The sequence below is a fragment of the Olivibacter sp. XZL3 genome (genome assembly GCF_004368405.1).
Classification (GTDB): domain Bacteria; phylum Bacteroidota; class Bacteroidia; order Sphingobacteriales; family Sphingobacteriaceae; genus Olivibacter.
This window is the reverse complement of the sequence record NZ_SBJH01000060.1, coordinates 1-21,788: the sequence shown is the minus strand read 5'-3', so window position 1 is coordinate 21,788 and position 21,788 is coordinate 1. Positions and strand designations below refer to the sequence as shown.

Annotated in this window: 30 protein-coding genes and 1 tRNA gene; 25 read left to right on the top strand and 6 right to left on the bottom strand. The window is 39.9% G+C overall.

What is annotated here, in order from left to right; translation table 11 throughout:
• Positions 1–117: 117 nt before the first annotated feature.
• From EPX21_RS13090 to EPX21_RS13080, 3 genes are read right to left on the bottom strand one after another with little or no spacing between them, the layout of a single operon-like run.
• Positions 118–384 carry a DUF3408 domain-containing protein gene (locus EPX21_RS13090; RefSeq protein ID WP_206106066.1) on the bottom strand — a complete coding sequence of 89 codons (267 nt, stop codon included), beginning with the start codon at positions 382–384 and terminating at the stop codon, positions 118–120.
• A 5-nt stretch (positions 385–389) separates the two neighbouring features.
• The gene (locus EPX21_RS13085; RefSeq protein ID WP_134090148.1) at positions 390–809 is read right to left on the bottom strand and encodes a DUF3408 domain-containing protein; all 420 of its coding nucleotides are present in this window, start codon (positions 807–809) and stop codon (positions 390–392) included.
• A gap of 5 nt (positions 810–814) precedes the next feature.
• The gene (locus tag EPX21_RS13080; RefSeq protein ID WP_134090147.1) at positions 815–1,582 is read right to left on the bottom strand and encodes a ParA family protein; all 768 of its coding nucleotides are present in this window, start codon (positions 1,580–1,582) and stop codon (positions 815–817) included.
• Positions 1,583–2,293: 711 nt separating this feature from the next.
• Between EPX21_RS13080 and mobA the strand changes: the two genes are divergently transcribed.
• From mobA to EPX21_RS13060, 4 genes are all read left to right on the top strand, one after another.
• The gene (gene mobA / locus EPX21_RS13075; RefSeq protein ID WP_134090146.1) at positions 2,294–2,731 is read left to right on the top strand and encodes a conjugal transfer protein MobA; all 438 of its coding nucleotides are present in this window, start codon (positions 2,294–2,296) and stop codon (positions 2,729–2,731) included.
• A gap of 1 nt (position 2,732) precedes the next feature.
• The gene (mobB, locus tag EPX21_RS13070) at positions 2,733–4,031 is read left to right on the top strand and encodes a conjugal transfer protein MobB (RefSeq protein WP_134090145.1); all 1,299 of its coding nucleotides are present in this window, start codon (positions 2,733–2,735) and stop codon (positions 4,029–4,031) included.
• A gap of 147 nt (positions 4,032–4,178) precedes the next feature.
• Entirely contained in the window at positions 4,179–6,182 is a 2,004-nt protein-coding gene (gene mobC / locus EPX21_RS13065; RefSeq protein WP_206106067.1) for a conjugal transfer protein MobC, read from the top strand.
• A gap of 80 nt (positions 6,183–6,262) precedes the next feature.
• Positions 6,263–6,775, top strand: a complete 513-nt coding sequence (locus EPX21_RS13060; protein ID WP_134090143.1) for a nucleoside deaminase — start codon at positions 6,263–6,265, stop codon at positions 6,773–6,775.
• Between the two features lie 23 nt (positions 6,776–6,798).
• Here EPX21_RS13060 and EPX21_RS13055 read toward each other — a convergent pair whose 3' ends face one another.
• On the bottom strand, positions 6,799–8,220 hold the full coding sequence (locus EPX21_RS13055) for a PLP-dependent aminotransferase family protein (RefSeq protein WP_134090142.1): 1,422 nt from the start codon (positions 8,218–8,220) through the stop codon (positions 6,799–6,801).
• Positions 8,221–8,321: 101 nt separating this feature from the next.
• Between EPX21_RS13055 and EPX21_RS13050 the strand changes: the two genes are divergently transcribed.
• From EPX21_RS13050 to EPX21_RS13025, 7 genes are all read left to right on the top strand, one after another.
• Positions 8,322–8,822: a cupin domain-containing protein gene (locus EPX21_RS13050; protein ID WP_134090141.1), complete on the top strand. Its 501-nt coding sequence runs from the start codon at positions 8,322–8,324 to the stop codon at positions 8,820–8,822.
• A 19-nt stretch (positions 8,823–8,841) separates the two neighbouring features.
• A complete protein-coding gene (locus tag EPX21_RS13045) occupies positions 8,842–9,738 on the top strand; it encodes a dihydrodipicolinate synthase family protein (RefSeq protein ID WP_134090140.1) in 897 nt (298 codons plus the stop codon).
• A 68-nt stretch (positions 9,739–9,806) separates the two neighbouring features.
• Positions 9,807–10,139 carry a 2Fe-2S iron-sulfur cluster binding domain-containing protein gene (locus tag EPX21_RS13040; protein WP_134090139.1) on the top strand — a complete coding sequence of 111 codons (333 nt, stop codon included), beginning with the start codon at positions 9,807–9,809 and terminating at the stop codon, positions 10,137–10,139.
• Positions 10,140–10,244: 105 nt separating this feature from the next.
• Complete coding sequence (locus EPX21_RS13035) at positions 10,245–10,691, top strand: GNAT family N-acetyltransferase (protein WP_134090138.1); 447 nt, start codon at positions 10,245–10,247, stop codon at positions 10,689–10,691.
• A 36-nt stretch (positions 10,692–10,727) separates the two neighbouring features.
• Positions 10,728–10,798 (top strand) — tRNA-Ala (locus tag EPX21_RS22710).
• 27 nt (positions 10,799–10,825) lie between these two features.
• The gene (locus EPX21_RS13030; RefSeq protein WP_134090137.1) at positions 10,826–11,560 is read left to right on the top strand and encodes a YggS family pyridoxal phosphate-dependent enzyme; all 735 of its coding nucleotides are present in this window, start codon (positions 10,826–10,828) and stop codon (positions 11,558–11,560) included.
• Between the two features lie 3 nt (positions 11,561–11,563).
• Positions 11,564–12,283 carry a type 1 glutamine amidotransferase gene (locus EPX21_RS13025; RefSeq protein WP_134090136.1) on the top strand — a complete coding sequence of 240 codons (720 nt, stop codon included), beginning with the start codon at positions 11,564–11,566 and terminating at the stop codon, positions 12,281–12,283.
• Here EPX21_RS13025 and EPX21_RS13020 read toward each other — a convergent pair.
• Positions 12,267–13,676, bottom strand: coding sequence for a PLP-dependent aminotransferase family protein (locus EPX21_RS13020; RefSeq protein WP_134090135.1), 1,410 nt, complete (start codon positions 13,674–13,676; stop codon positions 12,267–12,269). The genes EPX21_RS13025 and EPX21_RS13020 overlap by 17 nt on opposite strands.
• A gap of 95 nt (positions 13,677–13,771) precedes the next feature.
• Here EPX21_RS13020 and EPX21_RS13015 point away from each other — a divergent pair, with 95 nt between their 5' ends.
• From EPX21_RS13015 to EPX21_RS12950, 14 genes are read left to right on the top strand one after another with little or no spacing between them, the layout of a single operon-like run.
• Positions 13,772–14,680: an EamA family transporter gene (locus EPX21_RS13015; RefSeq protein ID WP_206106065.1), complete on the top strand. Its 909-nt coding sequence runs from the start codon at positions 13,772–13,774 to the stop codon at positions 14,678–14,680.
• Positions 14,677–15,186 (top strand): GNAT family N-acetyltransferase, encoded by a 510-nt coding sequence (locus EPX21_RS13010; protein WP_134090133.1) that lies wholly within the window; start codon positions 14,677–14,679, stop codon positions 15,184–15,186. Before EPX21_RS13015 ends, EPX21_RS13010 begins: the two co-directional genes overlap by 4 nt.
• Positions 15,183–15,656 carry a GNAT family N-acetyltransferase gene (locus EPX21_RS13005; protein WP_134090132.1) on the top strand — a complete coding sequence of 158 codons (474 nt, stop codon included), beginning with the start codon at positions 15,183–15,185 and terminating at the stop codon, positions 15,654–15,656. The genes EPX21_RS13010 and EPX21_RS13005 overlap by 4 nt, the downstream gene beginning before the upstream one ends.
• A gap of 43 nt (positions 15,657–15,699) precedes the next feature.
• Positions 15,700–16,716 carry a branched-chain amino acid aminotransferase gene (locus tag EPX21_RS13000; RefSeq protein ID WP_205729540.1) on the top strand — a complete coding sequence of 339 codons (1,017 nt, stop codon included), beginning with the start codon at positions 15,700–15,702 and terminating at the stop codon, positions 16,714–16,716.
• A gap of 10 nt (positions 16,717–16,726) precedes the next feature.
• Positions 16,727–17,260: a YfiT family bacillithiol transferase gene (locus tag EPX21_RS12995; protein WP_134090130.1), complete on the top strand. Its 534-nt coding sequence runs from the start codon at positions 16,727–16,729 to the stop codon at positions 17,258–17,260.
• A gap of 38 nt (positions 17,261–17,298) precedes the next feature.
• The gene (locus EPX21_RS12990; protein ID WP_240768681.1) at positions 17,299–17,691 is read left to right on the top strand and encodes a GNAT family N-acetyltransferase; all 393 of its coding nucleotides are present in this window, start codon (positions 17,299–17,301) and stop codon (positions 17,689–17,691) included.
• 3 nt (positions 17,692–17,694) lie between these two features.
• Positions 17,695–18,141 carry a PaaI family thioesterase gene (locus EPX21_RS12985; protein WP_134090128.1) on the top strand — a complete coding sequence of 149 codons (447 nt, stop codon included), beginning with the start codon at positions 17,695–17,697 and terminating at the stop codon, positions 18,139–18,141.
• 3 nt (positions 18,142–18,144) lie between these two features.
• The gene (locus EPX21_RS12980) at positions 18,145–18,498 is read left to right on the top strand and encodes a DUF6176 family protein (protein WP_134090127.1); all 354 of its coding nucleotides are present in this window, start codon (positions 18,145–18,147) and stop codon (positions 18,496–18,498) included.
• 15 nt (positions 18,499–18,513) lie between these two features.
• On the top strand, positions 18,514–19,017 hold the full coding sequence (locus tag EPX21_RS12975) for a DinB family protein (protein ID WP_134090126.1): 504 nt from the start codon (positions 18,514–18,516) through the stop codon (positions 19,015–19,017).
• Positions 19,018–19,023: 6 nt separating this feature from the next.
• Positions 19,024–19,374 (top strand): nuclear transport factor 2 family protein, encoded by a 351-nt coding sequence (locus EPX21_RS12970; protein ID WP_134090125.1) that lies wholly within the window; start codon positions 19,024–19,026, stop codon positions 19,372–19,374.
• A gap of 11 nt (positions 19,375–19,385) precedes the next feature.
• Positions 19,386–20,021 (top strand): isochorismatase family cysteine hydrolase, encoded by a 636-nt coding sequence (locus EPX21_RS12965; protein ID WP_134090124.1) that lies wholly within the window; start codon positions 19,386–19,388, stop codon positions 20,019–20,021.
• Positions 20,011–20,553, top strand: a complete 543-nt coding sequence (locus EPX21_RS12960; protein WP_134090123.1) for an AAA family ATPase — start codon at positions 20,011–20,013, stop codon at positions 20,551–20,553. The genes EPX21_RS12965 and EPX21_RS12960 overlap by 11 nt, the downstream gene beginning before the upstream one ends.
• A gap of 4 nt (positions 20,554–20,557) precedes the next feature.
• Complete coding sequence (locus EPX21_RS12955) at positions 20,558–21,109, top strand: DUF1572 domain-containing protein (protein ID WP_134090122.1); 552 nt, start codon at positions 20,558–20,560, stop codon at positions 21,107–21,109.
• A 13-nt stretch (positions 21,110–21,122) separates the two neighbouring features.
• Positions 21,123–21,470, top strand: a complete 348-nt coding sequence (locus tag EPX21_RS12950; RefSeq protein ID WP_206106064.1) for a cupin domain-containing protein — start codon at positions 21,123–21,125, stop codon at positions 21,468–21,470.
• 116 nt (positions 21,471–21,586) lie between these two features.
• Here the strand turns inward: EPX21_RS12950 and EPX21_RS22925 are convergent.
• Positions 21,587–21,788, bottom strand: a 202-nt coding sequence (locus EPX21_RS22925; RefSeq protein ID WP_206106063.1) for a hypothetical protein, incomplete at its 5' end; no start/stop codon positions are given.

Below are 21,788 nucleotides of genomic sequence, written 5' to 3'. Positions count from 1 at the left end.
AGGCGGATATGGGCTTTAAACGCAATAAACACCCCTAAATCTAATTCAATTTTGAGGGGTCAGTATGCGCCAGTATATCCACAATGAGCAGACAGATGACGATTATTATTTCCATGATTAAAAAAGTGGTTTGTTCATTTTATCAAAATCCTTGATTATATCCTCACCAAACAGCTCAAAATGATGTTTGAGTATATTGTCGAGATAGGCGTATAAGGGTATATCGCCACCGCCTACAATCTGCACGATACGTGTTAACCGTTCGTGGTATTCCTGCCGGACGTAAATGGTTTTATCGCCCCTGCGGTTCATCGAATGCTTTTTTAAAAACTGGCTTCCATAACTCTGTTTGGCTGTTTGTCTTTTATTGTTCTTTTCCATCATTGTACTTATATAATGGGTTTATACTTATCGTTAAAACTTTTGATGATGTCCTCACCAAATTCCTGAAAGTGGTATTCCAGCAGGTTATCGAGATAGGCGTAAATCGTTATCTTATCCTCGCCGATGACCTGCACGATACGGGTCAGCCTTTCGTGAAAATCAGGACGTATGTACACCGATTTTCCGTAACGGGCATTGGTTTCCGCTCTTTTGAAAAACAGCTTTTCGTAGTCCGCCTCGCTGGTTCTTTTAGAACGGTTCCTTTCTCTGCTCGCAGGCTTTTCCGGCTCTTTCTCCGGTTCCTGCTTTTTCGGCGGTTCGGGCGTAATATTTATCCCGTCCTTTTGCACGCCATCGGCAATAATGTTCATTAGAAAATCCTCATCTATCTCCGGCTTGTTTTTCTTTTTATGCTCATTTTCCATAGGGCTTATAATTTGACGGTTCTTAAAAATTCATCCATAAACAAATCCAGTCGGCAGGCTTTCATCAACCGCTTATCGGCGGGGAGTAAGGTGGAGCGAAAGACCGTTTTTGCATCGGCTTCTCCCTCTTTGCGGAAACGCTTGCTATCCGTGATACGGGTACACATAAGATGAATGCCCAAGTTGCTGATTAAGTCCTCATATACGGTGTACAATGAGGACTTTTCCCTGCCATCCACCTGGTTCCAAAAAAGGTTGATGCTTTGGATAGCCGTTGCGCCCTGCTTCCTTACCACATCGTTCAGGACTTGCGTGAAAATCAATGTGCTTTCCATTACTACACGGTCTGCGATGATTGGTGTGAAGATGTGGTGCATACCTGCCAGTGTTTTTAATATCCCGGCGGAGTTGACCGTACCGGGGAGGTCGAAGAAAACCACATCAACTGGCACAGGAGAGGATTGCAGAAATTGCGCTACTTCATCCAGCACACCGTCTGCCTTATGCTTCAGTATCGGATAGGCTTTTTTGTTGATGGTGGTAAACTGTTTATGAGCCAGTTTTTTGTACACCTCATTGCTCCTGACGTTGCCCATATCCCTTGCCCTCATCTGTACAAGGCTGTGTTGCGGAAAATCGCAATCAAAGACGGCTACATTATAACCGAGGCGATAATAAAGTACGCTTGCGACAAGCGTTGTAAAGGTGCTTTTGCCGACACCTCCCTTTTGGGAGGAAAAGGCGATAAACAATGGTTGTTTTTTTGTGTCCATGTGCATAACTGTATTTAATTAATTATCTATTTATGTATTGCTGTACCTGTATAGCCGCTTACCCAAGTGCATCGGTGCAAAAACACATCTGCACATATTTAGTTACAGGCTTTCATATGCGGGTGCTTCCGTAAAAACATACGTCCCTGCGAGGGTAATTTTATCCGTATGCGGAGCAATGCAACCGCACATTTTTACCTGCTTATCCGCATGATGGCATACATCATTTTATACCGTATTGCCTAATCGCATACGTGGTGATTTACCTACTTGCCTGATTGTGTGTTTGCGTAGCTACGCAGCTACGTCCATACATACACATACAGACAATCGCAAATGCCTACACAAAGAAATGCAGATATATACCTGCCTTATTAAACCTGTCCTGTATTGGCGTTCTGTGGCAGAGTTTGGCACTGTGCAACAGGGTAATGCTTTGGGAAAGCTGCGCTTATTTTGTAGTTGCATCAATGCAACAGGCGAATGGAGCAATCATTTCAGATAACACGCAATCGTTGGAACGGCTCAAAGCCGTTTTTTTCTGCTTTATCTAATCCGCCCCGCAGGGCGGATTTTCTGTTCACCCGAACAGAGCAAGTTATGTTTTTAGCTGCTCGAAATAAATTCCGCACCTCAAAACCACTTGCCCTTGCAGGGGGCTGAAAACCGCTCCGAAGTCGCAGTTTATAGTAATTATTAATGGATTTAGATATGGAAGACAACAGAAGAAATCGAACAAACAAAGTTGGTCGCAAGCCTAAGAAAGACCCTGCCATCCACCGTTATTCGATTAGTCTCAACGACATGGAAAACGCACAGTTTCTTACGTTGTTCGAGCAATCGGGAATGAAAGTAATGGCGCACTTTATTACAGCCTGCATCTTTCAGAAGACAGTAAAGACCGTAAAAATTGATATGGATGCAGTCGATTTTCATACGAGGCTGACCAATTTTTACAGCCAGTTCAGAGCGGTTGGCGTGAATTACAACCAAATCGTGAAGATATTGTACCGCAATTTCTCGGAGAAAAAGGCATCGGCTTACCTCTTTAAGCTGGAAAAGCAGACGGCGGAAATGGCGGACTTGTGCCGGAAAGTGATTGAGCTGACACAGGAATTTGAAAAAGAACACCTGCAAAAACACAGATAAGATGATAGCAAAGATTGGCAAGGGCGAAAATTTGTACGGTGCTATTTCCTATAATCAAAAGAAGATTGACAGCGAAAACGGACAGGTACTGTTGTTGAACAGAATACCCGAAACGTTGGATAATACCTATTCGACCGCTTACCTGCACCAGTGTTTTGAGCCGTATCTGTCCGCAAATATCAAAACGGAAAAGCCTGTGCGCCACATATCGCTGAACCCTGATCCTGCGGATAGGGTCAGCGATGGGCAGTTCGTAAAAATGGCGCAGGAATATATGGAGCGCATGGGGTATGGCAACCAACCTTATATCGTTTTTAAGCATACCGATATTGAACGCACCCATATCCACATCGTAACGGTCTGTGTAGGATTGGACGGGAAGAAAATACCGGATAGTTTCGACCATCCCCGGTCAATGGCGATTTGCAGGGATTTAGAACAGCAATATAACCTCGTTCCCGCAACCGAAAAACAGCGTACAGGCAATGAGCAGGTATTTCGTCCGGTAGATTACAGAGCCGGAGATGTTAAGAGCCAAATGGCATCGGTGGTGCGACACCTGCCGAAGTATTACGGGTATGCAAGCCTCGGAGCATACAATGCCTTGCTTTCACTTTTCAATATCATGTCAGAAGAAGTCAAAGGGGAACTGAACGGACAACCCAAAAACGGTCTTGTCTATTTTGCCCTGAACGAACAGGGCGAGAAAGCAAGCAATCCTTTTAAGGCATCCCTTTTCGGTAAGCAGGCAGGACTGGACGAACTGCAAAACCAATTTGCAAAGGCTAAGGAGAAAATGAAAGCCGACCCCGTAAGAGCCGTTCTCAAAAACACCATTGAAGCAGCGATGCACACCGCTACCAATGAAAGTGACTTTAAAAAGCAACTGATTGAGCAGGGCATCAATACCGTGGTACGCCGCAACGATGAGGGGCGTATTTACGGTATGACCTTTATCGACCACGAAAGCCGTACCGTTTGGAACGGTTCAGCTTTGGGCAAAAAGCTATCGGCTAATGTCTTTAATGACTGGTGGAACGGGCAGGCGGTCGGGCAACGTCAAGAAGCTGAAAAAACATCCGCACAAAATCAGTCATCGACCACAGGTAACACCGTAGAGAAAGAGGAAGCCCATGCACTTTTTAACTTCCTAAATAAAGAACAGCCAACCGATGATTTGTTGATAGACGGATTGGGTGGGCTACTGCCGGAAGCACAGGGGGAAGACTACGAGGAACAGGCATTTGCCAACCGTATGAAGAAAAAGAAGAAACACCGAAAACGGGGAAGACAACAATAACTTTTTTTGACCATCAAAGACCAGGATTAACTCTTGGTTATTGTGGTTTCAAAATAATGCCAAATAATGCCACCAAAAGCCATCTGACACCGCTTTCTCAACACTAACTCCCATAGCTTCTACACTTGCATCAAAACAAATTTTTGAATTATGCAGGGAGAAGACGATTTGAGAGGTTTAGCCAAAATAATGGCTTTTATGAGAGCGGTAAGCATCATCATCGTGTTGATGCACTTCTATTGGTTCTGCTACGGTTTTTTTGCCGGACATGGCTGGACACTGGAAATCATCGGCAAGATACTGACCAATTTCAACCGTACCGCTGGGCTTTTTTCACATCCGCTCTACACCAAGATTTTTGCACTGGTCTTACTGGCGTTAAGTTGTCTCGGTACTAAGGGTGTAAAGAACGAAAAAATAACATGGACAAAAATTTATATTGCTTTGGGTGTTGGTTTTGTGCTGTTCTTTCTGAATACCCCATTATTAAAGCTGTCGGCAGGGGTTGCCACATCGCTTTACATCCTGACAACGGGCATGGGATATATAGCCCTGCTTATGGCGGGTGTATGGATGAGCCGACTGCTTCGCAACAACCTGATGGACGATGTTTTCAATAACGAAAACGAGAGCTTTCAGCAAGAAACCAAACTCATGCAAAATGAATACTCGGTCAATCTTCCCACGAAGTTTTATTACAAAGGCAAGTGGAACAATGGATGGATTAATATCGTCAACCCTTTTCGGGCTTCGATTGTACTTGGTACTCCCGGCTCGGGAAAATCCTACGCCATCGTAAACAACTACATCAAGCAACACATCGAAAAGGGCTTTTCGATGTATATATACGATTTTAAATTCGATGACCTTTCCACCATTGCCTACAATCATTTACTGAAGCACACCAATAAGTATAAGGTAAAACCTAAATTCTATGTGATAAATTTCGATGACCCACGCCGGAGCCACCGTTGCAATCCACTCAATCCCGCCTTCATGACCGACATTTCTGATGCCTATGAAGCAGCTTACACGATTATGCTAAACCTCAATAAGTCGTGGATAACGAAGCAGGGCGATTTTTTCGTGGAAAGTCCAATTATTCTGCTTGCAGCAATCATTTGGTATCTCAAAATCTACGACAACGGAAGGTATTGCACATTTCCCCACGCAATCGAATTGCTCAACAAAAAGTATGCAGAGGTATTTACGATACTTACCTCATATCCCGAACTGGAAAATTATTTGTCGCCCTTTATGGATGCGTGGCAGGGAGGCGCACAAGACCAGTTACAAGGGCAGATAGCATCGGCAAAAATCCCTTTGTCAAGAATGATAAGTCCACAGTTGTATTGGGTCATGACAGGTGATGACTTTACGCTTGACATCAATAACCCCAAGGAACCTAAAATTTTGTGTGTCGGTAATAATCCGGACAGGCAGAATATTTACTCGGCAGCATTGGGGTTGTACAATTCGAGGATTGTAAAGCTGATTAATAAAAAAGGACAGCTAAAGAGTTCCGTTATCATAGACGAGTTGCCTACCATTTATTTCAGGGGTTTGGACAACCTTATCGCAACAGCGAGGAGCAATAAGGTGGCTGTATGCTTGGGCTTTCAGGACTTTTCGCAGTTAACGAGGGATTACGGTGACAAAGAGAGCAAAGTAATACAGAATACCGTCGGCAATGTTTTCAGTGGGCAGGTCGTTGGAGAAACCGCCAAGAGCCTAAGTGAACGCTTCGGTAAAGTGTTACAGAAACGGCAGAGCCTGACCATTAACCGCAATGATAAATCTACCTCTATTTCCACACAGTTAGATAGCCTTATTCCGGCTTCCAAAATTTCAACGCTAACGCAAGGTATGTTTGTTGGTTCGGTATCAGATAACTTCGATGAACGCATCGAGCAGAAAATCTTTCATGCTGAAATCGTGGTGGATAACGACAAGGTTGCTGCTGAAACCAAAGCCTACAAAAAGATACCGCAGATATTGTCATTTACCGATGAAAACGGTAACGACAATATGAAGCAGGAAATCGAAGCCAATTACAGGCAGGTCAAAACGGATGTTTTGCAGATTGTGGAAAGCGAAATGGAGCGGATTAAGAACGACCCCGATTTACAGCATTTGGTACAACAAGGGTAGTTGAAAATAGATAATGTGGTAGATATGTACATTAATTAATCGGACAGATTGAATAAATTTGCCGTTCAAGTGATGAAACAATGAATGACTCAATCGACCAAGATTATAATCCTAAATTTATGTTGAAAGCAATTGAGCTTTCTGAAATTGCATACAAAAGTGGCAAAGGTCTCCCTATTGGCTGCGTGATTGTCAGAGATGGTGAAATTATCGGAGAGGGACATAATGAAATATTTGAGCGGGTCAATCCTACATCACACGGCGAAATGGTTGCTATTGAAAGGGCTTGTAAGAATATTAATAGTCTTCAATTATCTGACTGCCAAATGTACACTACATTAGAACCTTGTCCTATGTGCTTAAGTGCTGTTTATTGGGCAAAAATCGGTAAAGTGTACTATGCAAACTCTAATACAGATGCATCTAAAGTTGGTTTTGATGATACATTTATATTTGATGAATTACGAAAAAATGCCAATGAACGAAAAATTCGTTTCTTATATATTCCCGACAGAAGTGCATTGACTGTTTTGGAAGAATGGAAATCCAAAGATTTAATATCTGCCCAACCGTGGAATGACAATGCCGATTAATCTTGGTAAGCCAAAAACTAAAATCACAACATTTTTGCTAACACAATAATCCCATCTTCCAAATCTTTTTCAGAAAGCGAGCCATAGCCCAATCTTATACCGTTTATGGTTTCATTGAAGCTGTAGGTATCGGGCGTTATAATTTTGATGCCCTTGTTTTTTAGTTTTTCTGAAACCTGCAACCAATCCATTTGTTTATTTGGTACAATCCAAAATGCCAAACCACCTTCGGGAATAACGTAAGTTGCTTTGTTCCTGATATGTTTATTCAATAAAGTTTTCATAAAATCCCTTTTAACTTTGTAGTGGTTTGTCGCCTTTTTTATATGCCTTTTTATCGTACCGTCTTTGATTAGTTGCAAAACCGCCTGTTCCATTATACTATCGCCTTGCACATCAATAATCTTTCGCAAATTACCTGCCTTTTCAATCAAGCCCCCATCATTACTTGCCAAATAACCGATACGCAGAGCAGGTGCAACAACCTTGCTCATTGTGCCTATGTAAACATGATTTTTAAGTTCTATAAAACTTGACAACGGGAACACGGGGCGATAACCAAAATGAAACTCATTATCATAATCATCTTCGATAATCGTAAATCCATATTTGTTAGACAACTTTATCAATTCCAATCTTCTTTTTAAGCTCAATGTGACAGTAGTGGGATATTGACGGTGGGGCGTAACGTAAATTGCCTTTATCTTTTTGCCGGATTTCAGATAAGAAATGACCTCATCAATCACCAATCCATCTTTATCTACACTTACAGGTAATAATGTTGCACCGGTATTTTCAAAGGCTTTCCAAGCAGGCTTATAACCAGGGTTTTCAATAAGTACATAATCCCCTTTGGTAAACAGACATTGGGCTGTTAAATACATCGCCATTTGACTACCACGAGTAATACAAACATTTTGTTCGTTTATTTGCATACCTCTTTGATGATTGAGCATTTGAACAATTGCTTTTCTAAATTCCAAATCACCCAATTCATTACCGTACCCCATCATCTGCCACCTTGCTTTTTGGTTGAAGATTTGACGGTATGCCCTTGCCAGTTCTGTAACGGGGGCAATTTTACTGTCGGGATGCCCATCATCAAATTGTATGTGATAATGCCCGTTTGCCGTATCTTTTATTACGGTTGTTACAAGATTTCTTTTTTTGGCTGCTTTGAAATTCGGCAGTGCATCGGCTACAAAAGTACCTTGTCTTTCTTTGGAAATTAACCACTCCTCAACGAGTAATACATTAAGGGCCTCTACAACCGTATTCCGATTGACCTTTAAAAGTTGTGCAAGGTTTCTGCTTCCGGGCAAGGCATCGCCGGGTTTTAATCTGCCCGAATGAATGTCTTTTATGATGGCATCAGCTATTTGCAGATAAATGGCTTTATCTGATTTTTCATCTAATTGAAGTTCAAAGTTCCATTTTCTCAACATCTGGACTATCTTTTTTTATATAAACTGTATCATTTAGATAGTCCAAATGTACAATACTTTTGTAATGCAATAATGCAACAGAACCATAAAAATTTTCAATTATGTCAAAATTAGAAACAGCGACAGAAGTAAAAAAATCAATCCACGCTGAGCAAAAACAGTTCAGCTCGAAAGACTTTCATCAGACATTTGCAAGACCAACGTATGTGAAGCCCTCGCACGTCATTCACAAAAACGTTGAAAATGCAGGTGTGCACAATCAATTTTCCGAAGAAAGAAAGCACCCGGTTTTCTTTGTGGACTTGCCAAGTAAAAATGTAAGTATGACCATTGGCGGACTGTTGCCTGGACAGAAAACACACTTGCACCGCCATACCTACGAAACTGTTTTGTATGTCATTGAGGGAAAAGGTTGGACACGGGTAGAGGATGAAATCGTGGAGTGGGAAGCCGGAGATGCGGTTTACATCCCGTCTTGGGCTTGGCATCAGCACCAAAACCGTAGTGAAACAGAACCCGCAAAATACATCGCTTGTGAAAATGCACCACAACTGCAAAACTTAGGTGTAGCACTCCGTGAAGAAGAAGGAAGAGATTTTTAACTTTTAAAACAGGGCAAAAATGAACAAAGTACCATTTAAAGGCGTAATCGCATACCCGGTTACCCCGTTTGACGACAACGAAAACGTTGATATTCCACTATTCAAAAAACAAGTAGAGCGATTGGTTACAACAGGTTCTCACGGCATTGCTCCGCTGGGGAGTACAGGTGTAATGCCTTACCTCAATGATGAGGAAAAAGAAGCCATAACGGAAGCAACGATGCAACAGGTGGCAGGCAGAGTGCCTACATTGGTTGGTGTTTCCAACCTTACCACCGAAAAAACCGTTTACCACGCCAAATTTGCCGAAAGAGCAGGAGCAACAGCGGTAATGATAATCCCGATGAGCTATTGGAAACTGACCGATGATGAAATTGTGAAACACTATGATACCGTTGCTTCCAAAATTTCTATTCCGATAATGGCATACAACAACCCCGCAACAGGCGGTGTGGATATGTCACCAGCTTTATTGAAGCGTTTGTTAGAAATTCCGAATGTAACTATGGTCAAAGAAAGTTCGGGCGATGTGCAGCGTATGCACTATCTGAGAAAAGAATTGGGAGAAGATGTAGCGTTTTTCAATGGCTCTAATCCGTTGGCACTGTCCGCTTTTTCGGCAGGTGCAAAGGGTTGGTGTACTGCCTCTCCTAATCTGATACCCGAACTCAATATTGCTCTTTACGATGCTATTCAGGCAAACGATTTGGAAAAAGCCCAAAGCATATTTTATAAACAGTTTGATTTATTGAAGTTCATTGTGGCAAAAGGTTTACCTCGTTCCATAAAGGCAGGTTTAGACCTGTTGGGAGTAGGCGGAGGTGGCTTCAAAAGCCCTTTGAAACCGCTTAGTGGAAATGAAATAGCGGAATTGGATAACATACTTTCGGCTATTGAAAGTGAAGTAGTTGTTTAAATGCAATATCGAAGCCCGAAAGTGATAAAGAACGTTCGGGCTTTATATATTAATATTTCGTAAAACAGATGGATTTAAACGAAGAAACTAATCCTGTCAAATCCCAGAACGAGCAATCGGAAAACGTGAAAGTAACATTAACATTGAATGGTAATACAAAACATATCCAATGGAACAAACAGACACCTTTGCTTGATGCGATGCTCAATGCCGGAGTTGATGCTCCACATTCCTGTTGCAGAGGTACCTGTGGCACTTGTGTATGCAAACTGGAGGAGGGCGAAGTGCGGTTAAAACGGAATTTTGTCCTATCTGAAGCTCATATACAGCAAGGTTTGATTTTGGCTTGTGTAGCAGTTCCCATAAGCACAAGCATTAAGATAAACTATGATGAGTTTTAAATGTTGCTTAATGTTTCTGGACTACTTATATATCATCAAACTGTACCATCAATATCATCCTGTCATCCAATATTTTTGTATCATTAATCAAAATAATGAAGAGTAATGGATTACAGTATCAAAAAAGTAGGTCTTAACAATTTAGACACAACAGCAGAGTTATTCAATCTTTATCGGATTTTCTATCGCCAGACAGACGATTATGAAAAGTGTAAGCAGTTCATTAAGGAACGATTGGACCATGACCAATCACATATATTTGTGGTTTATGCCGAAGGCAAAGCAGTTGGTTTTGTTCAATTATATAAACTGTATCATTACATCAAATTGGCAAAGCAATGGCTGTTGAGCGATTTGTTTGTTCATCCCGATTACAGAGGTAAAGGACTTTCGGTAGCATTGATAGACAGGGCCAAACAGTGGTGTGATGAGACAGGAGCTTGCGGATTGATGCTGGAAACTGAAAAAACGAACGACATTGGCAACAAACTTTATCCACGTTGCGGATTTGAATATGACGACAAGCACAATTATTACTATTGGTGGAAATAAAAAGAAAAGGCGGACTACGTCGGTTCGCCTGCAATTGGTCGGATGGCTGAGTGGCAAAGTAAGGATACGCAATATCTTTTACAATGGTTCAAATCCATTTCCGACCTCAAAATATTCCAAGAAAACATCAGCGTATGAATGAAGAAATCTTGCGAAATATGGCAGCCATACAAGAACGGATAAACAATGCCTGCAAGGAAAGTAACAGAAATCCGGATGAGGTCAAATTGCTGTTAGCAACTAAAACCGTACCTGCCGAACGTATCAAAATTGCATTGCAAGCAGGACATACACTGATAGCAGAAAACAAAGTCCAGGAACTCAAAGAGAAATATGAAGCATTGAAAGGTGTTCCGCATACCAATCATTTCATCGGGCATTTGCAAACCAATAAAATCAAAGAGGTTTTAAAATATGATGTTTCCTGTGTTCAATCGCTTGACCGCTTAGATTTAGCAGAAAAACTACATCAGCGGTTACGGTTTGAGAACAAGACCATTGAAGTATTAATACAAGTAAATACTTCATTTGAAGAAAGCAAATTTGGCGTAAGTCCCGATAACGCCATTGAATTGGTAGAGCAGGTTGCCCAGTTGGAAACCTTAAAAATAAAAGGCTTGATGACTATTGGACTGTTTAGTGCTGAAACGCAAAAGGTACGCAAGTGCTTTCGATTGCTCAACGATATTCAACAGCAGATTATTTCTTTAAACATTCCTAATGTAGATATGCAAGAATTATCAATGGGAATGAGTGGCGATTTGGAAACTGCCATTGCAGAGGGAGCAACCATTGTAAGAGTGGGTACGGCTATTTTCGGAGAGCGTATCTACCCTGACAGTTATTATTGGAATGAACAAAAAGCATAGACAATGAATGTACATTATTTTCAACACGTACCATTTGAGGGATTGGGATACATTGAGACTTGGTTAAAAGAAAATCATCATCATATTTCAGTTACAAAATTTTTTGAAACAGATTTTCAATTGCCTGAGATTTCGGAGATAGATGCATTGATTGTAATGGGTGGCCCGATGGGCGTGTATGATGAAACACAATTCCCTTGGTTGAAACAAGAAAAAGCATTTATAAAATCGTGTATCCAATCCGGTAAAAATGTGTTGGGAATTTGCTTAGGTGCTCAATTGATTGCCGGTTGTTTGGGGGCAAAAGTAGTTTCGGCAAAGAACAAAGAAATCGGGTGGTTTCCTGTTTTCCCTACAGAGGAATGTAAGCAAATAGCTTGGTTTTATGAACTGTTCAAACATAATCCGGTTGTATTCCATTGGCACGGAGACCAGTTTGAAATCCCTCAAAACAGCTGTTTAAATTTACTGTATTCAGAGGCAAATCTTAATCAGGCATTTTACTACAATCAACATATTATCGGCTTACAATTTCATTTGGAAGTAACCATAGAAAGTTTAAGGCAAATGACTGAAAACGGGAAAGATGAACTTTTGTATCAACTATCCTATGTACAAAATGAAAATGAATTATTGAACAACAATAGCCATATTGCTCAATGCAACAGACTGATGGACAAAATTCTTTCAAACTGGATAAACGCGATTAAATCAACCCTTTAGCAATTCTCCCCAACTGTTTCAGCTTGTCATCTATCTGTTCCGACCAGCGTTGCCCGTAACTTAAGCGCATACAGTTGTTAAACTGGTTTTGCAGTGAAAACATCCTGCCCGGAGCAATGCTTATTTTTTGACAAATAGCCCGGTCGTATAATTCCGTAGTATCAATTCTTTTGTCCAGTTCTACCCAAAGCATAAATCCGCCTTGCGGACGGCTGATTTTAGTCCCTTCCGGAAAGTATTCGGCAACGGCCCGGGCAAATTGCAGACTGTTGGCGTGTAGTTCAGTTCTCAATTTCCCAAGATGATGTTCATACCTGCCTTTTTCAAGGAAATTAGCAATGGCTTCCTGTGTGATGGTCGTAGAAGAAACGGTATGAATGAGCTTCTGATGAACGATTTTATCCTTAAACTTTCCCGGAGCTAACCAGCCCACACGATAACCAGGAGCTAATGTTTTGGATACAGAGCCACTCCAAAGTACTAACCCCTCTTCATCAAATGCTTTACAAGGTTTAGGGCGGCTGTTTCCAAAATAAACATCGCCATACAAATCATCTTCTATGAGTGGAATGTTTTTTTCAGCAAGCATTTTTACGACTTCTTTTTTATGCTCATCGGGCATACAGCTTCCCAAGGGGTTGTTGAAATTAGAAACCAGCATACACAGTTTTATTTTGGGCAATATTTTTTTCAAAGCATCGGATTCAATACCTGTAACCGGATGTGTCGGCAGTTCAATGACATTTAATCCCAAACTTTTAGCCAACTGCAATATGCCGAAATAAACAGGACTTTCAACCGCTATCGTATCGCCTTTCTGTGTAAGTGCCATCAACCCGAATGAAATAGCATTCATAGCCCCGGCAGTCGTAACAATGTCGTCTTCACTTAAATTTCCGTTCCAGGTATAAGTCAATCGGGCTATATCCCTGCGTAGCTTTCGGTTTCCCTGAATTTCTTCGTATTCCGTACCACTTCCTGGAAGGGCACGCATCGCATTGACCAATTCTTTGTTGAGTTTGGCAATAGGCAATAATTCGTTTTCGGGAACACCCAAAGAAAGCCGGGTAACATCATTATTGCTTAACGTAGAATACACTTTGGAAATCAGTGTTTCTACACTTTCAGATTTTGCCTGATTAGAAGGGGTACTCACGGAAGGCACAGACAAATATGCAGGCTTGTAACTCACATAGTAGCCGGACTGTGGTCGGGAAACAATCAGGCCGTTGGCTTCCAACTCCAAGTACGCTTGTATGGCCGTGTTGATACTCACACCATATTCTTTATGCAGCGTACGTAATGACGGCATCTTATCACCTGTTTTCAGTGTGCCGTTTTTGATTTGTTCCGTAAGAACCGTTGCTATTCTTTGATATAAAACTTCTTTCATTGCTCTTCATACTGTATCCTACAAAATTACAAAAATTGTATCTGTAACCATACGTTTTTTCTTCCTTATTTTGCATTATAATTTATCAGATTGCTATGAATAATAATAAAAACAGTCTGGCTTACGGAGCACTTTTCATTGTTTGTATCGTTTGGGGAACGACCTATTTCGCTATCCGTATTGGGGTGGAAACCTTTCCGCCGTTTTTGTTTGCTGCTATTCGGCAGGTGGTTGCAGGCGGAGCTTTGCTCTTAGGATTAAAACTCACAGGGAGTTTGAATATGAATAAATCGGATTTCCTCTATCAATCTGTTCCGGGCGTTTTAATGGTGGCTTTGGGAAACGGTGTGATTGGTTGGTGCGAACGCTACATTTCAAGCGGACTGGCAGCATTGATATTATCACTCATTCCTGTTTTTGTGGTGGTCATCAGCTATTTGTTCGGGTTTGACAGGAGAAAACCACATTTATTAATTATCGTGGGATTGATATTAGGCTGTTTGGGTATTGTACTGATTTTTCGGGACAATCTAAAAGACCTTGCCAATCCTGCCTATTTTACGGGAATGTTAATAGCCTTCGGAGCTTGTCTGGCCTGGGCTTCGGGGAGTGTATTAGCAAAATACAAAATCCCGAACAGTAAGAACGTGTTACAAAATGCTGCATTGCAATTGTTTTCCGGAGGAATGGCCTTGTTTGTAATCAGTGCTTTTTTGGATGATTATTCAGAGTTAAAAACAGTAACGACATCCAGTATCTGGGCTTTGGTTTACCTGATTGTAGTGGGTTCCGTCATTGCGTATTCTGCTTTTGTGTATGCGCTGAAACATTTGCCGATAGGCATTTCTTCCCTGTATGCTTATATCAATCCGTTCATTGCCATTATGCTCGGATTTTTATTCCTGAATGAAAACCTAACCGGTATCACTTTATTGGCTTTGGTCGCTACTTTAAGCGGTGTGTATTGTGTCAATAGAGGTTATCAGAAAATGTCAAAGAAATGAGAATAGAGCGAACGGTTATAGCCGACATTCCAGAGGTGGAAAAAATATACAGCGAAGCAAGAGCCTATCAATTTCAGCAAAGCGGATACGCTTGGCCTGTTTTCAGTAAATCATTTATTGAAAAGGAAATTATAGACAAAAGACACTTTAAAGTCTTAGATAAGGACGATGAAATGGCAGGTGTATTTTCCATAGTAAAAGCCGAACCTATTATTTGGAACGACAAGGACGGAAAGGAAGCCATTTATTTACACCGTATGGCGATACGTAATCGGTACAGAGGAAAAAATATAGCGAAGAAAGTGGTGGATTGGGCTATGATTGAAGCGTGGAAAAATAAGAAGAAATTTATCCGGATAGATACCTGGGCAAACAATGAAGCATTGACCGTTTATTACCAAAAATTAGGATTTGAACGGGTAGGTAAAAGGCAGTTGCCGCCACAGAGTGATTTGCCGGAACACTATAACAATATTGAGGTCAATTTATTCGAGATAAGATTATGAAAACGATAAGCATAGAAAATTACCGTCCGGAATGGAAACCCTATTTTGAAAAATTCAACCGGGCGTGGATTGAAAAATATTTTGTGTTGGAAGATATTGATAAATACGTCCTTTCCAATCCCGAAGAAGCGATATTAAATGACGGAGGAGAAATTTTGTTTGCCGTTTGTGAAGGCAAGGTAATCGGAACTGTCGCCTTGAAAAAAGTATATACGGATACAATGGAATTGACCAAAATGGCGGTGGAAGAAAATTATCAGGGTAACGGAGCAGGAATAATGTTGTGTCAGGCAGCTATTGACAAGGCAAAAGATTTGGGCGTGAAGAAATTGCTGCTCTACACGCAATCCGCATTGAAACCGGCGTTGGGTATTTATAGAAAATTAGGTTTTAGCGAAGTTCCTATTGAAAAGGGAAAATACAAACGAGCAGACACTAAAATGGAAATGATTTTAAATGATAACTATTAAATAGAGTGAAAAAATGATAAACGTCCAAAGGTCTGAAATAAGTATGAAATCTAATTTTAATTATGATGATTTTGTATTTGGCGTTCAGCCAACAGACCATATTTTACTATGTAATTACAACGACGGCACTTGGCAATCACCTCGCATAGTGCCACATACCGATATTAAAATGAGCCCGATGTCACTGTGTTTACATTACGGGCAAACCGTATTTGAAGGAATGAAAGCATTTCGTCAAGATAATGGGCAAGTTATCATATTTCGTCCTGACAAGCATTTTAGAAGATTTAATGCTTCATTGGAAAGAATGTGTATGCCTGCTGTTGAGCAAGATTTATTTATTGAAGGAATAAAAGAATTGGTTCGTCTGGAAGAACATTGGCTTCCGGAAGAACAAGAAATAAGTTTATATATACGTCCGTTTGTGATTGCCACAGAACCTCGATTAGGAGTTAAAGTTTCGAATGAATATTTATTCTGCATAGTATGTACACCAATGGGATTATATTATTCTGAACCTGTACGTTTAAAAGTAGAAACAGAATTTGTACGTGCGGCAGAAGGCGGAGTAGGTTATGCCAAATGCGGAGGAAATTACGGTGCTGCATTTTATCCGGCACAGCAAGCCAAAATACAGGGGTATGACCAGGTAATTTGGACAGATGCTAAAACTCACGAATATATTGAAGAAGCCGGCACAATGAATATTGCTATTGTAATAGACGATAGATTGATTACACCTAAGTTGAGTACTTCAATTCTTGACGGAGTGACCAGAAGTTCAATTATACAAATTGCAAAAGATATGGGAATGATTGTCGAAGAAAGGAAGGTACAACTTCAAGAGCTTATTGATGAATTTCAATCCGGCAAAAAAATAGAAATATTTGGTGTGGGCACAGCTGCGGTTATATCTCCTGTTAAGTGTATAAATATCTTGGGAACAGAATATCATCCATATACTGCTAATGATGCAACAATGTTTAAACTGAAAAAGCAACTTGACAACATTAGAAAAGGGCGAATTTCTGATAAATATAATTGGAACTGGTTTATATAAACATTAGAAAATGGAACAGATTAATCAATATCCGATTGGCAAATACAAAGAGCCGGAAGAAATCACGAAAGAGATGTATGCATCATACATTGATGTTATTGCATTATTTCCCGGAAATATAAAGTTAGAGATAATGACTTTGAATGATGAACAATTGGATACATCATACAGAAAAGAAGGTTGGACTGTCAGGCAGCTTGTTCATCATGTAGCGGATAGCAATATCAATTGCTTTGCCCGCATCAAGTTTGCATTGACGGAAGATAATCCGACTATCAAACCTTTTGTTGAAGAAAAATGGGCGGAATTATCGGATGCGAAACATATATCCATTTTGCCGTCATTAAGCATTTTAGAAGGCATTCACGAGCGTTGGGCTATACTTTTAAAAGGTTTAGAAAAACAAGATTGGAACAGAACGTTCTTTCATCCGGATTTGAATAAAAGTCAGACTATTGCTGAAGCTATGGCAAAATACAGTTGGCATTGTAACCACCATTTGGCACAAATCAAAAATCTGAAAAAACAAATGCAATGGAAATAAGCAATCAGGTAATTGAAATAAAATCGGGATTTGAAAATATGGACATCAAAGCCGTCCATCAGTTTTTAAGCAAGGAAAGCTATTGGGCAAAAGGTATTCCGTTGGAAACTGTAAAAACGGCGTTGCAAAATTCTTTTTGCGTAGGATTATTTAAGGACGAAAAACAGATTGGCTTTGCCCGATTGGTAACGGACTATGCCACTTTCGGCTATTTGGCAGATGTATATGTTTTGAGTGAATACAGAGGTAAGGAATTATCAAAAATGATAATGAAATACATAATGGATTTGGATTTTGTACAAGGGTTAAGAAGGACATTACTGGCAACATTAGATGCTCATTCGCTTTACCGTCAGTTTGGATTTGAATCTCCTGAAAATCCGGAGCGATTGATGGAAATAAAAAGAAATAACCTATATAAAGATGTTTAGACTATGAACGATGAAAGAAAAACACAACTATTGGAAAGTTTCGGGCGTTCCAAAATAATGCAATTATTCGGTGCGGAAGTTACAGGCATAGCAGACGGATATTTTGAAATTACTGTTCCCAAACAGGATTTTATGGCTCGTCCGGCAGGAATGTTCAACGGCAGTACCATTGCTTCATTGGTAGATGTTTCCTCGGGCTATGCCGGAGCGTCAGCTAAACCGGAAGACAGCTATTTTACAACAGTTGAGCTGAAAGTAAACTACCTAAATCCTGCCATTGGTGAACAACTTGTGGCTAAAGCACAGGTTATCAAAAACGGAAAAGTGTTGACTGTAGTGCGTTCAGACGTATTTGCAGTTAGTGCCGAAGGAAAGGAAACATTAGCAGCAACTTCATTGGTTACACTGATGCAGTTATCAAAAAAATCACCCGACAAACAAATAGATTAGGCAATGGAAAGAAAGCTCTTCAAATACCGTATTCTACCCGAAAAAGTTGAGCAATTACATCAATGGATGCAAACGCTTAACAGTAGAAAAGAAGAATTATTGCAAACCATCGAACACGAAAAAGTCTATATCGAAAATATTTTTCTTTTGGAAGAAGAAGGTTTTCAGTGGTTGTATTTCTATATGCTGGCAGATGATATTGAATTTGCGTTGGAACAGTATGCCAAAGGCATTTTTGAGATAGACCGAATTCATCTTGGTTTTGCCAAAGAATGTATTGACTTCAGTTATACAGCACCCGATTTTAAAGAGATGGTTTACATCTCTCGGGAAACCGATAGAATTATAAATGATTAAAAGGAAAGGATAAGTATGGAAATAACCAATATGGAAAATTTTCTGGAGTACTATGGAAAAATCAGGCAACGCACCAATCGCCTGATTGCCGTTATTCCACCGAAATATATGGATTGGGCATACAAACCGGGCAAGTTTACCATTGCTGATATAATCCGGCATATAGCAGCTATGGAACGGTATATGTTTGCCGAAAATGTTTTGGGAAAACCTTGTATTTATAGCGGATGCGGTAAAGAACTCGCAGACGGTTACGATAATGTAATCCATTATTTTAACGAGAAACACGAAGAATCTTTAACCATTTTCAAAAGACTGAGTGATGAAGATTTGCAACGTAAATGCCTGACACCTGACAATGCTCCCATAACGATTTGGAAGTGGCTTCGAGCGATGACCGAACACGAAATTCACCACAGAGCACAGCTATATATTTATCTGAATTTATTAGATGTTAAAACACCGCCAATGTTTGGGTTGAGTTCGGAAGAAGTAATTCAAAACAGTCAATTAAAATAAAAGGTTATGAATACAGACTTTGCAAAGGAATGGCTTGATGCTTGGAACAGCCACGATTTGGATAAAATAATGGAACATTACAGCGAAAACATTGATTTTGTGTCGCCCATTATTCAACAAATGGGAATAAACACAGCAGGCAAAATTTCCAATAAAGGTGATTTAAAGGATTACTTTTCAAAAGCCCTGCAAAAATACCCCGACCTGCACTTTGAATTGTACCACGAACTCAAAGGAGCTAATTCAACCGTATTGTTTTACAGAAGTGTCAATAATTCCTTTTCGGCAGAATATATGGAATTGAATAATGACGGGAAAGTAAGTAAAGTGAGAGCACATTATAAGTTTGATGAATAAAAACGTTGTCTATGGAAATGAATTGGAACCGTTCGGCTTTACTGATTATCGATATGCAAAATGATTTTGCAAAGCCTGACGGTAATGCCTATATCGACAGAACGAAGGATGTGATAGAAAATGTGGCATATTTGGCTGACACATTCAGGAGAAATCAATTGCCGGTTCTACATATTGTGAGATTATATCTTAAAGACGGAAGCAACGCCGAACTTTGCAGGAAAGAAGTCATCCGACAAAGTAAGGCAATGGTCATTCCGGGTAGTTCCGGAGCTAAAATCGTACAAGAGCTTTTGCCTAAAAATGCCGAAATGTATGAGGATAAAAAATTATTGACCGGCAGTATTCTACAGCTTGCTCCTTTTGACTTTGTGGCTTACAAACCACGCTGGGGTGCATTTTATAAAACAAACTTAGAGGCTTGGCTGAAAAATCGCAAGATTAATTCATTGGTAATTGCAGGTTGTAATTTCCCGAACTGTCCACGCACAACAATATTTGAAGCAAGTGAAAGAGATTATCGTTTGGCTATTGTTCCCGAAGCGATTTCGCAGATCTATCCCAAAGGGATAGATGAATTAAAAGGAATTGGAGTAAATGTATTGGAGCATAGTGTTTTGAAAAAAGAATTGGAAAATGGAAAGTAAGCTATTCGTTATAACCGGTGGCCCCGGAGCAGGAAAAACAACCTTATTAAATGCTATGAAGTCAGATGGATATGATATCGTTCCGGAAGTAGCCAGAACGATTATCCGCGAAGAAACAGCACTAAACGGTGATGCTTTGCCTTGGAAAAACAAACAACTTTATACCGATAAAATGATAGGAGCTTCCCTTTTAGACTACAACAGAGCAACAGCAAGCCAGCCAAATGAAATTTGCTTTTTCGACCGGAGTATTTTGGATGCCGTGTGCTATGCGGATATGATTGGTTATGCACTTTCAACAGAAACTATGAAAAAAGTGCTGAATTGCTCATATAATCCTAAGGTATTTATCCTGCCACCCTGGAAAGAAATTTATCAAACAGATAATGAACGGAAACAGGATTGGCAGGAGGCAGTACACACCTATTTCCAAATGAAAAGCACTTATGAAAAGTACGGTTATGAAGTCATAAACGTGCCGATAGGTAATATCAATGAAAGAAAAGAATTTGTATTAACCCAAATAAAATAGAGAAATGGACAGCTATTTAGAAAGTATCAAAAAGCAATTCCTGTATTACAAAATGCTTGGAGAAAAAGCAATGGAACAATTACAGGAAGAACAATTATTCTGGCAGTATAACGGGGAAAGCAATAGCATCGCTATTCTGGTCAATCACATTGCTGGAAATATGCTATCCAGGTTTACCGAATTTCTGACCACAGACGGAGAAAAGCCCTGGCGAAACCGTGATGCGGAATTTACCAATCCGTTTCAGAACAAAGCTGAATTAATGGAGCATTGGAATAAAGGTTGGGATTGCCTGATGAATGCTTTAAACCAGCTTACGGAGGCAGATTTAGAGAAAATTATTTATATCCGAAATGACGGCCATACGGTTACCGAAGCGATTAACAGGCAGTTGGCTCATTATCCTTATCATATCGGACAAATGGTTTTCATAGCCAAAATGCTGAAAAATGAAGATTGGAAAACCTTGTCCATAGCAAGAAACAAATCAGCAGATTACAACAACCGCAAATTTTCGCAGGATAAAGACAGACGGCATTATACAGATGATTTATAAAAAAGAAAGTGATATGATTATCAATACAAAGAATACAAAACATTATCAATGGGGTGATAATTGTCAAGCCTGGACTTTTATACAATCAGAAAACGTTATTGTCAAAGAAGAATTAATGCCACCGCATACGGAGGAACAGCTTCATTTTCATAACGAAACGGAGCAGTTTTTCTATATCCTTGAAGGTAAAGCCACATTCTTATTAGAGAATGAAAAGGTTTCTTTATTAAAAAACGACGGAATCAAAATTTCAGCAAAGCAGATACATAAAATAAGTAATGAAACTTCTGAAGACTTGCGGTTTTTAGTGATATCTTTTCCCGGGAATGTAAACGATAGGGTAAATTCGAGTAGTCAATAATCTATTCGCATTATACCTCTTATTGAGCATATATATGCCACCCTTCTTATCAGATGTACACAATTTCAAAAATTTGGACTGGATTTGATGAAAAAATATTGCAATGAAAATCTTTTTCAATTAGAAGAAAAATTAAAGGAATTATCACTTGAGATAGACGAACCAATATTTTTATCCGAAATAGCAATCAAAATAACTCTCGATTGCTTAACAGAGTTGAAGAAATTCATTTTAGAACACAAGCGTCCAAAACGTTGAAAAATAAATAAGAAAAAGAAGGAGGTACGGCTGAAAAGCCGTAAGTTTTGAGTCTCTAAT

What these genes read in the sequence shown, in the direction of transcription:
- EPX21_RS12990 (WP_240768681.1), top strand. Translation starts at nt 17,299, where the DNA reads ATGGACATCAAAGCCGTCCATCAGTTTTTAAGCAAGGAAAGCTATTGG.
- EPX21_RS13055 (WP_134090142.1), bottom strand. Translation starts at nt 8,220, where the DNA reads ATGTTGAGAAAATGGAACTTTGAACTTCAATTAGATGAAAAATCAGAT.
- EPX21_RS13080 (WP_134090147.1), bottom strand. Translation starts at nt 1,582, where the DNA reads ATGGACACAAAAAAACAACCATTGTTTATCGCCTTTTCCTCCCAAAAG.
- EPX21_RS12955 (WP_134090122.1), top strand. Translation starts at nt 20,558, where the DNA reads ATGGACAGCTATTTAGAAAGTATCAAAAAGCAATTCCTGTATTACAAA.
- EPX21_RS13000 (WP_205729540.1), top strand. Translation starts at nt 15,700, where the DNA reads ATGAAATCTAATTTTAATTATGATGATTTTGTATTTGGCGTTCAGCCA.
- EPX21_RS12995 (WP_134090130.1), top strand. Translation starts at nt 16,727, where the DNA reads ATGGAACAGATTAATCAATATCCGATTGGCAAATACAAAGAGCCGGAA.
- EPX21_RS13085 (WP_134090148.1), bottom strand. Translation starts at nt 809, where the DNA reads ATGGAAAATGAGCATAAAAAGAAAAACAAGCCGGAGATAGATGAGGAT.
- EPX21_RS12970 (WP_134090125.1), top strand. Translation starts at nt 19,024, where the DNA reads ATGAATACAGACTTTGCAAAGGAATGGCTTGATGCTTGGAACAGCCAC.
- EPX21_RS13020 (WP_134090135.1), bottom strand. Translation starts at nt 13,676, where the DNA reads ATGAAAGAAGTTTTATATCAAAGAATAGCAACGGTTCTTACGGAACAA.
- EPX21_RS13040 (WP_134090139.1), top strand. Translation starts at nt 9,807, where the DNA reads ATGGATTTAAACGAAGAAACTAATCCTGTCAAATCCCAGAACGAGCAA.
- EPX21_RS13045 (WP_134090140.1), top strand. Translation starts at nt 8,842, where the DNA reads ATGAACAAAGTACCATTTAAAGGCGTAATCGCATACCCGGTTACCCCG.
- EPX21_RS12980 (WP_134090127.1), top strand. Translation starts at nt 18,145, where the DNA reads ATGGAAAGAAAGCTCTTCAAATACCGTATTCTACCCGAAAAAGTTGAG.
- EPX21_RS13035 (WP_134090138.1), top strand. Translation starts at nt 10,245, where the DNA reads ATGGATTACAGTATCAAAAAAGTAGGTCTTAACAATTTAGACACAACA.
- EPX21_RS13005 (WP_134090132.1), top strand. Translation starts at nt 15,183, where the DNA reads ATGAAAACGATAAGCATAGAAAATTACCGTCCGGAATGGAAACCCTAT.
- EPX21_RS13060 (WP_134090143.1), top strand. Translation starts at nt 6,263, where the DNA reads ATGAATGACTCAATCGACCAAGATTATAATCCTAAATTTATGTTGAAA.
- EPX21_RS12965 (WP_134090124.1), top strand. Translation starts at nt 19,386, where the DNA reads ATGGAAATGAATTGGAACCGTTCGGCTTTACTGATTATCGATATGCAA.
- EPX21_RS12950 (WP_206106064.1), top strand. Translation starts at nt 21,123, where the DNA reads ATGATTATCAATACAAAGAATACAAAACATTATCAATGGGGTGATAAT.
- EPX21_RS13030 (WP_134090137.1), top strand. Translation starts at nt 10,826, where the DNA reads ATGAATGAAGAAATCTTGCGAAATATGGCAGCCATACAAGAACGGATA.
- EPX21_RS12985 (WP_134090128.1), top strand. Translation starts at nt 17,695, where the DNA reads ATGAACGATGAAAGAAAAACACAACTATTGGAAAGTTTCGGGCGTTCC.
- mobB (WP_134090145.1), top strand. Translation starts at nt 2,733, where the DNA reads ATGATAGCAAAGATTGGCAAGGGCGAAAATTTGTACGGTGCTATTTCC.
- EPX21_RS13010 (WP_134090133.1), top strand. Translation starts at nt 14,677, where the DNA reads ATGAGAATAGAGCGAACGGTTATAGCCGACATTCCAGAGGTGGAAAAA.
- EPX21_RS13015 (WP_206106065.1), top strand. Translation starts at nt 13,772, where the DNA reads ATGAATAATAATAAAAACAGTCTGGCTTACGGAGCACTTTTCATTGTT.
- EPX21_RS12960 (WP_134090123.1), top strand. Translation starts at nt 20,011, where the DNA reads ATGGAAAGTAAGCTATTCGTTATAACCGGTGGCCCCGGAGCAGGAAAA.
- EPX21_RS12975 (WP_134090126.1), top strand. Translation starts at nt 18,514, where the DNA reads ATGGAAATAACCAATATGGAAAATTTTCTGGAGTACTATGGAAAAATC.
- EPX21_RS13050 (WP_134090141.1), top strand. Translation starts at nt 8,322, where the DNA reads ATGTCAAAATTAGAAACAGCGACAGAAGTAAAAAAATCAATCCACGCT.
- EPX21_RS13090 (WP_206106066.1), bottom strand. Translation starts at nt 384, where the DNA reads ATGATGGAAAAGAACAATAAAAGACAAACAGCCAAACAGAGTTATGGA.
- EPX21_RS13025 (WP_134090136.1), top strand. Translation starts at nt 11,564, where the DNA reads ATGAATGTACATTATTTTCAACACGTACCATTTGAGGGATTGGGATAC.
- mobA (WP_134090146.1), top strand. Translation starts at nt 2,294, where the DNA reads ATGGAAGACAACAGAAGAAATCGAACAAACAAAGTTGGTCGCAAGCCT.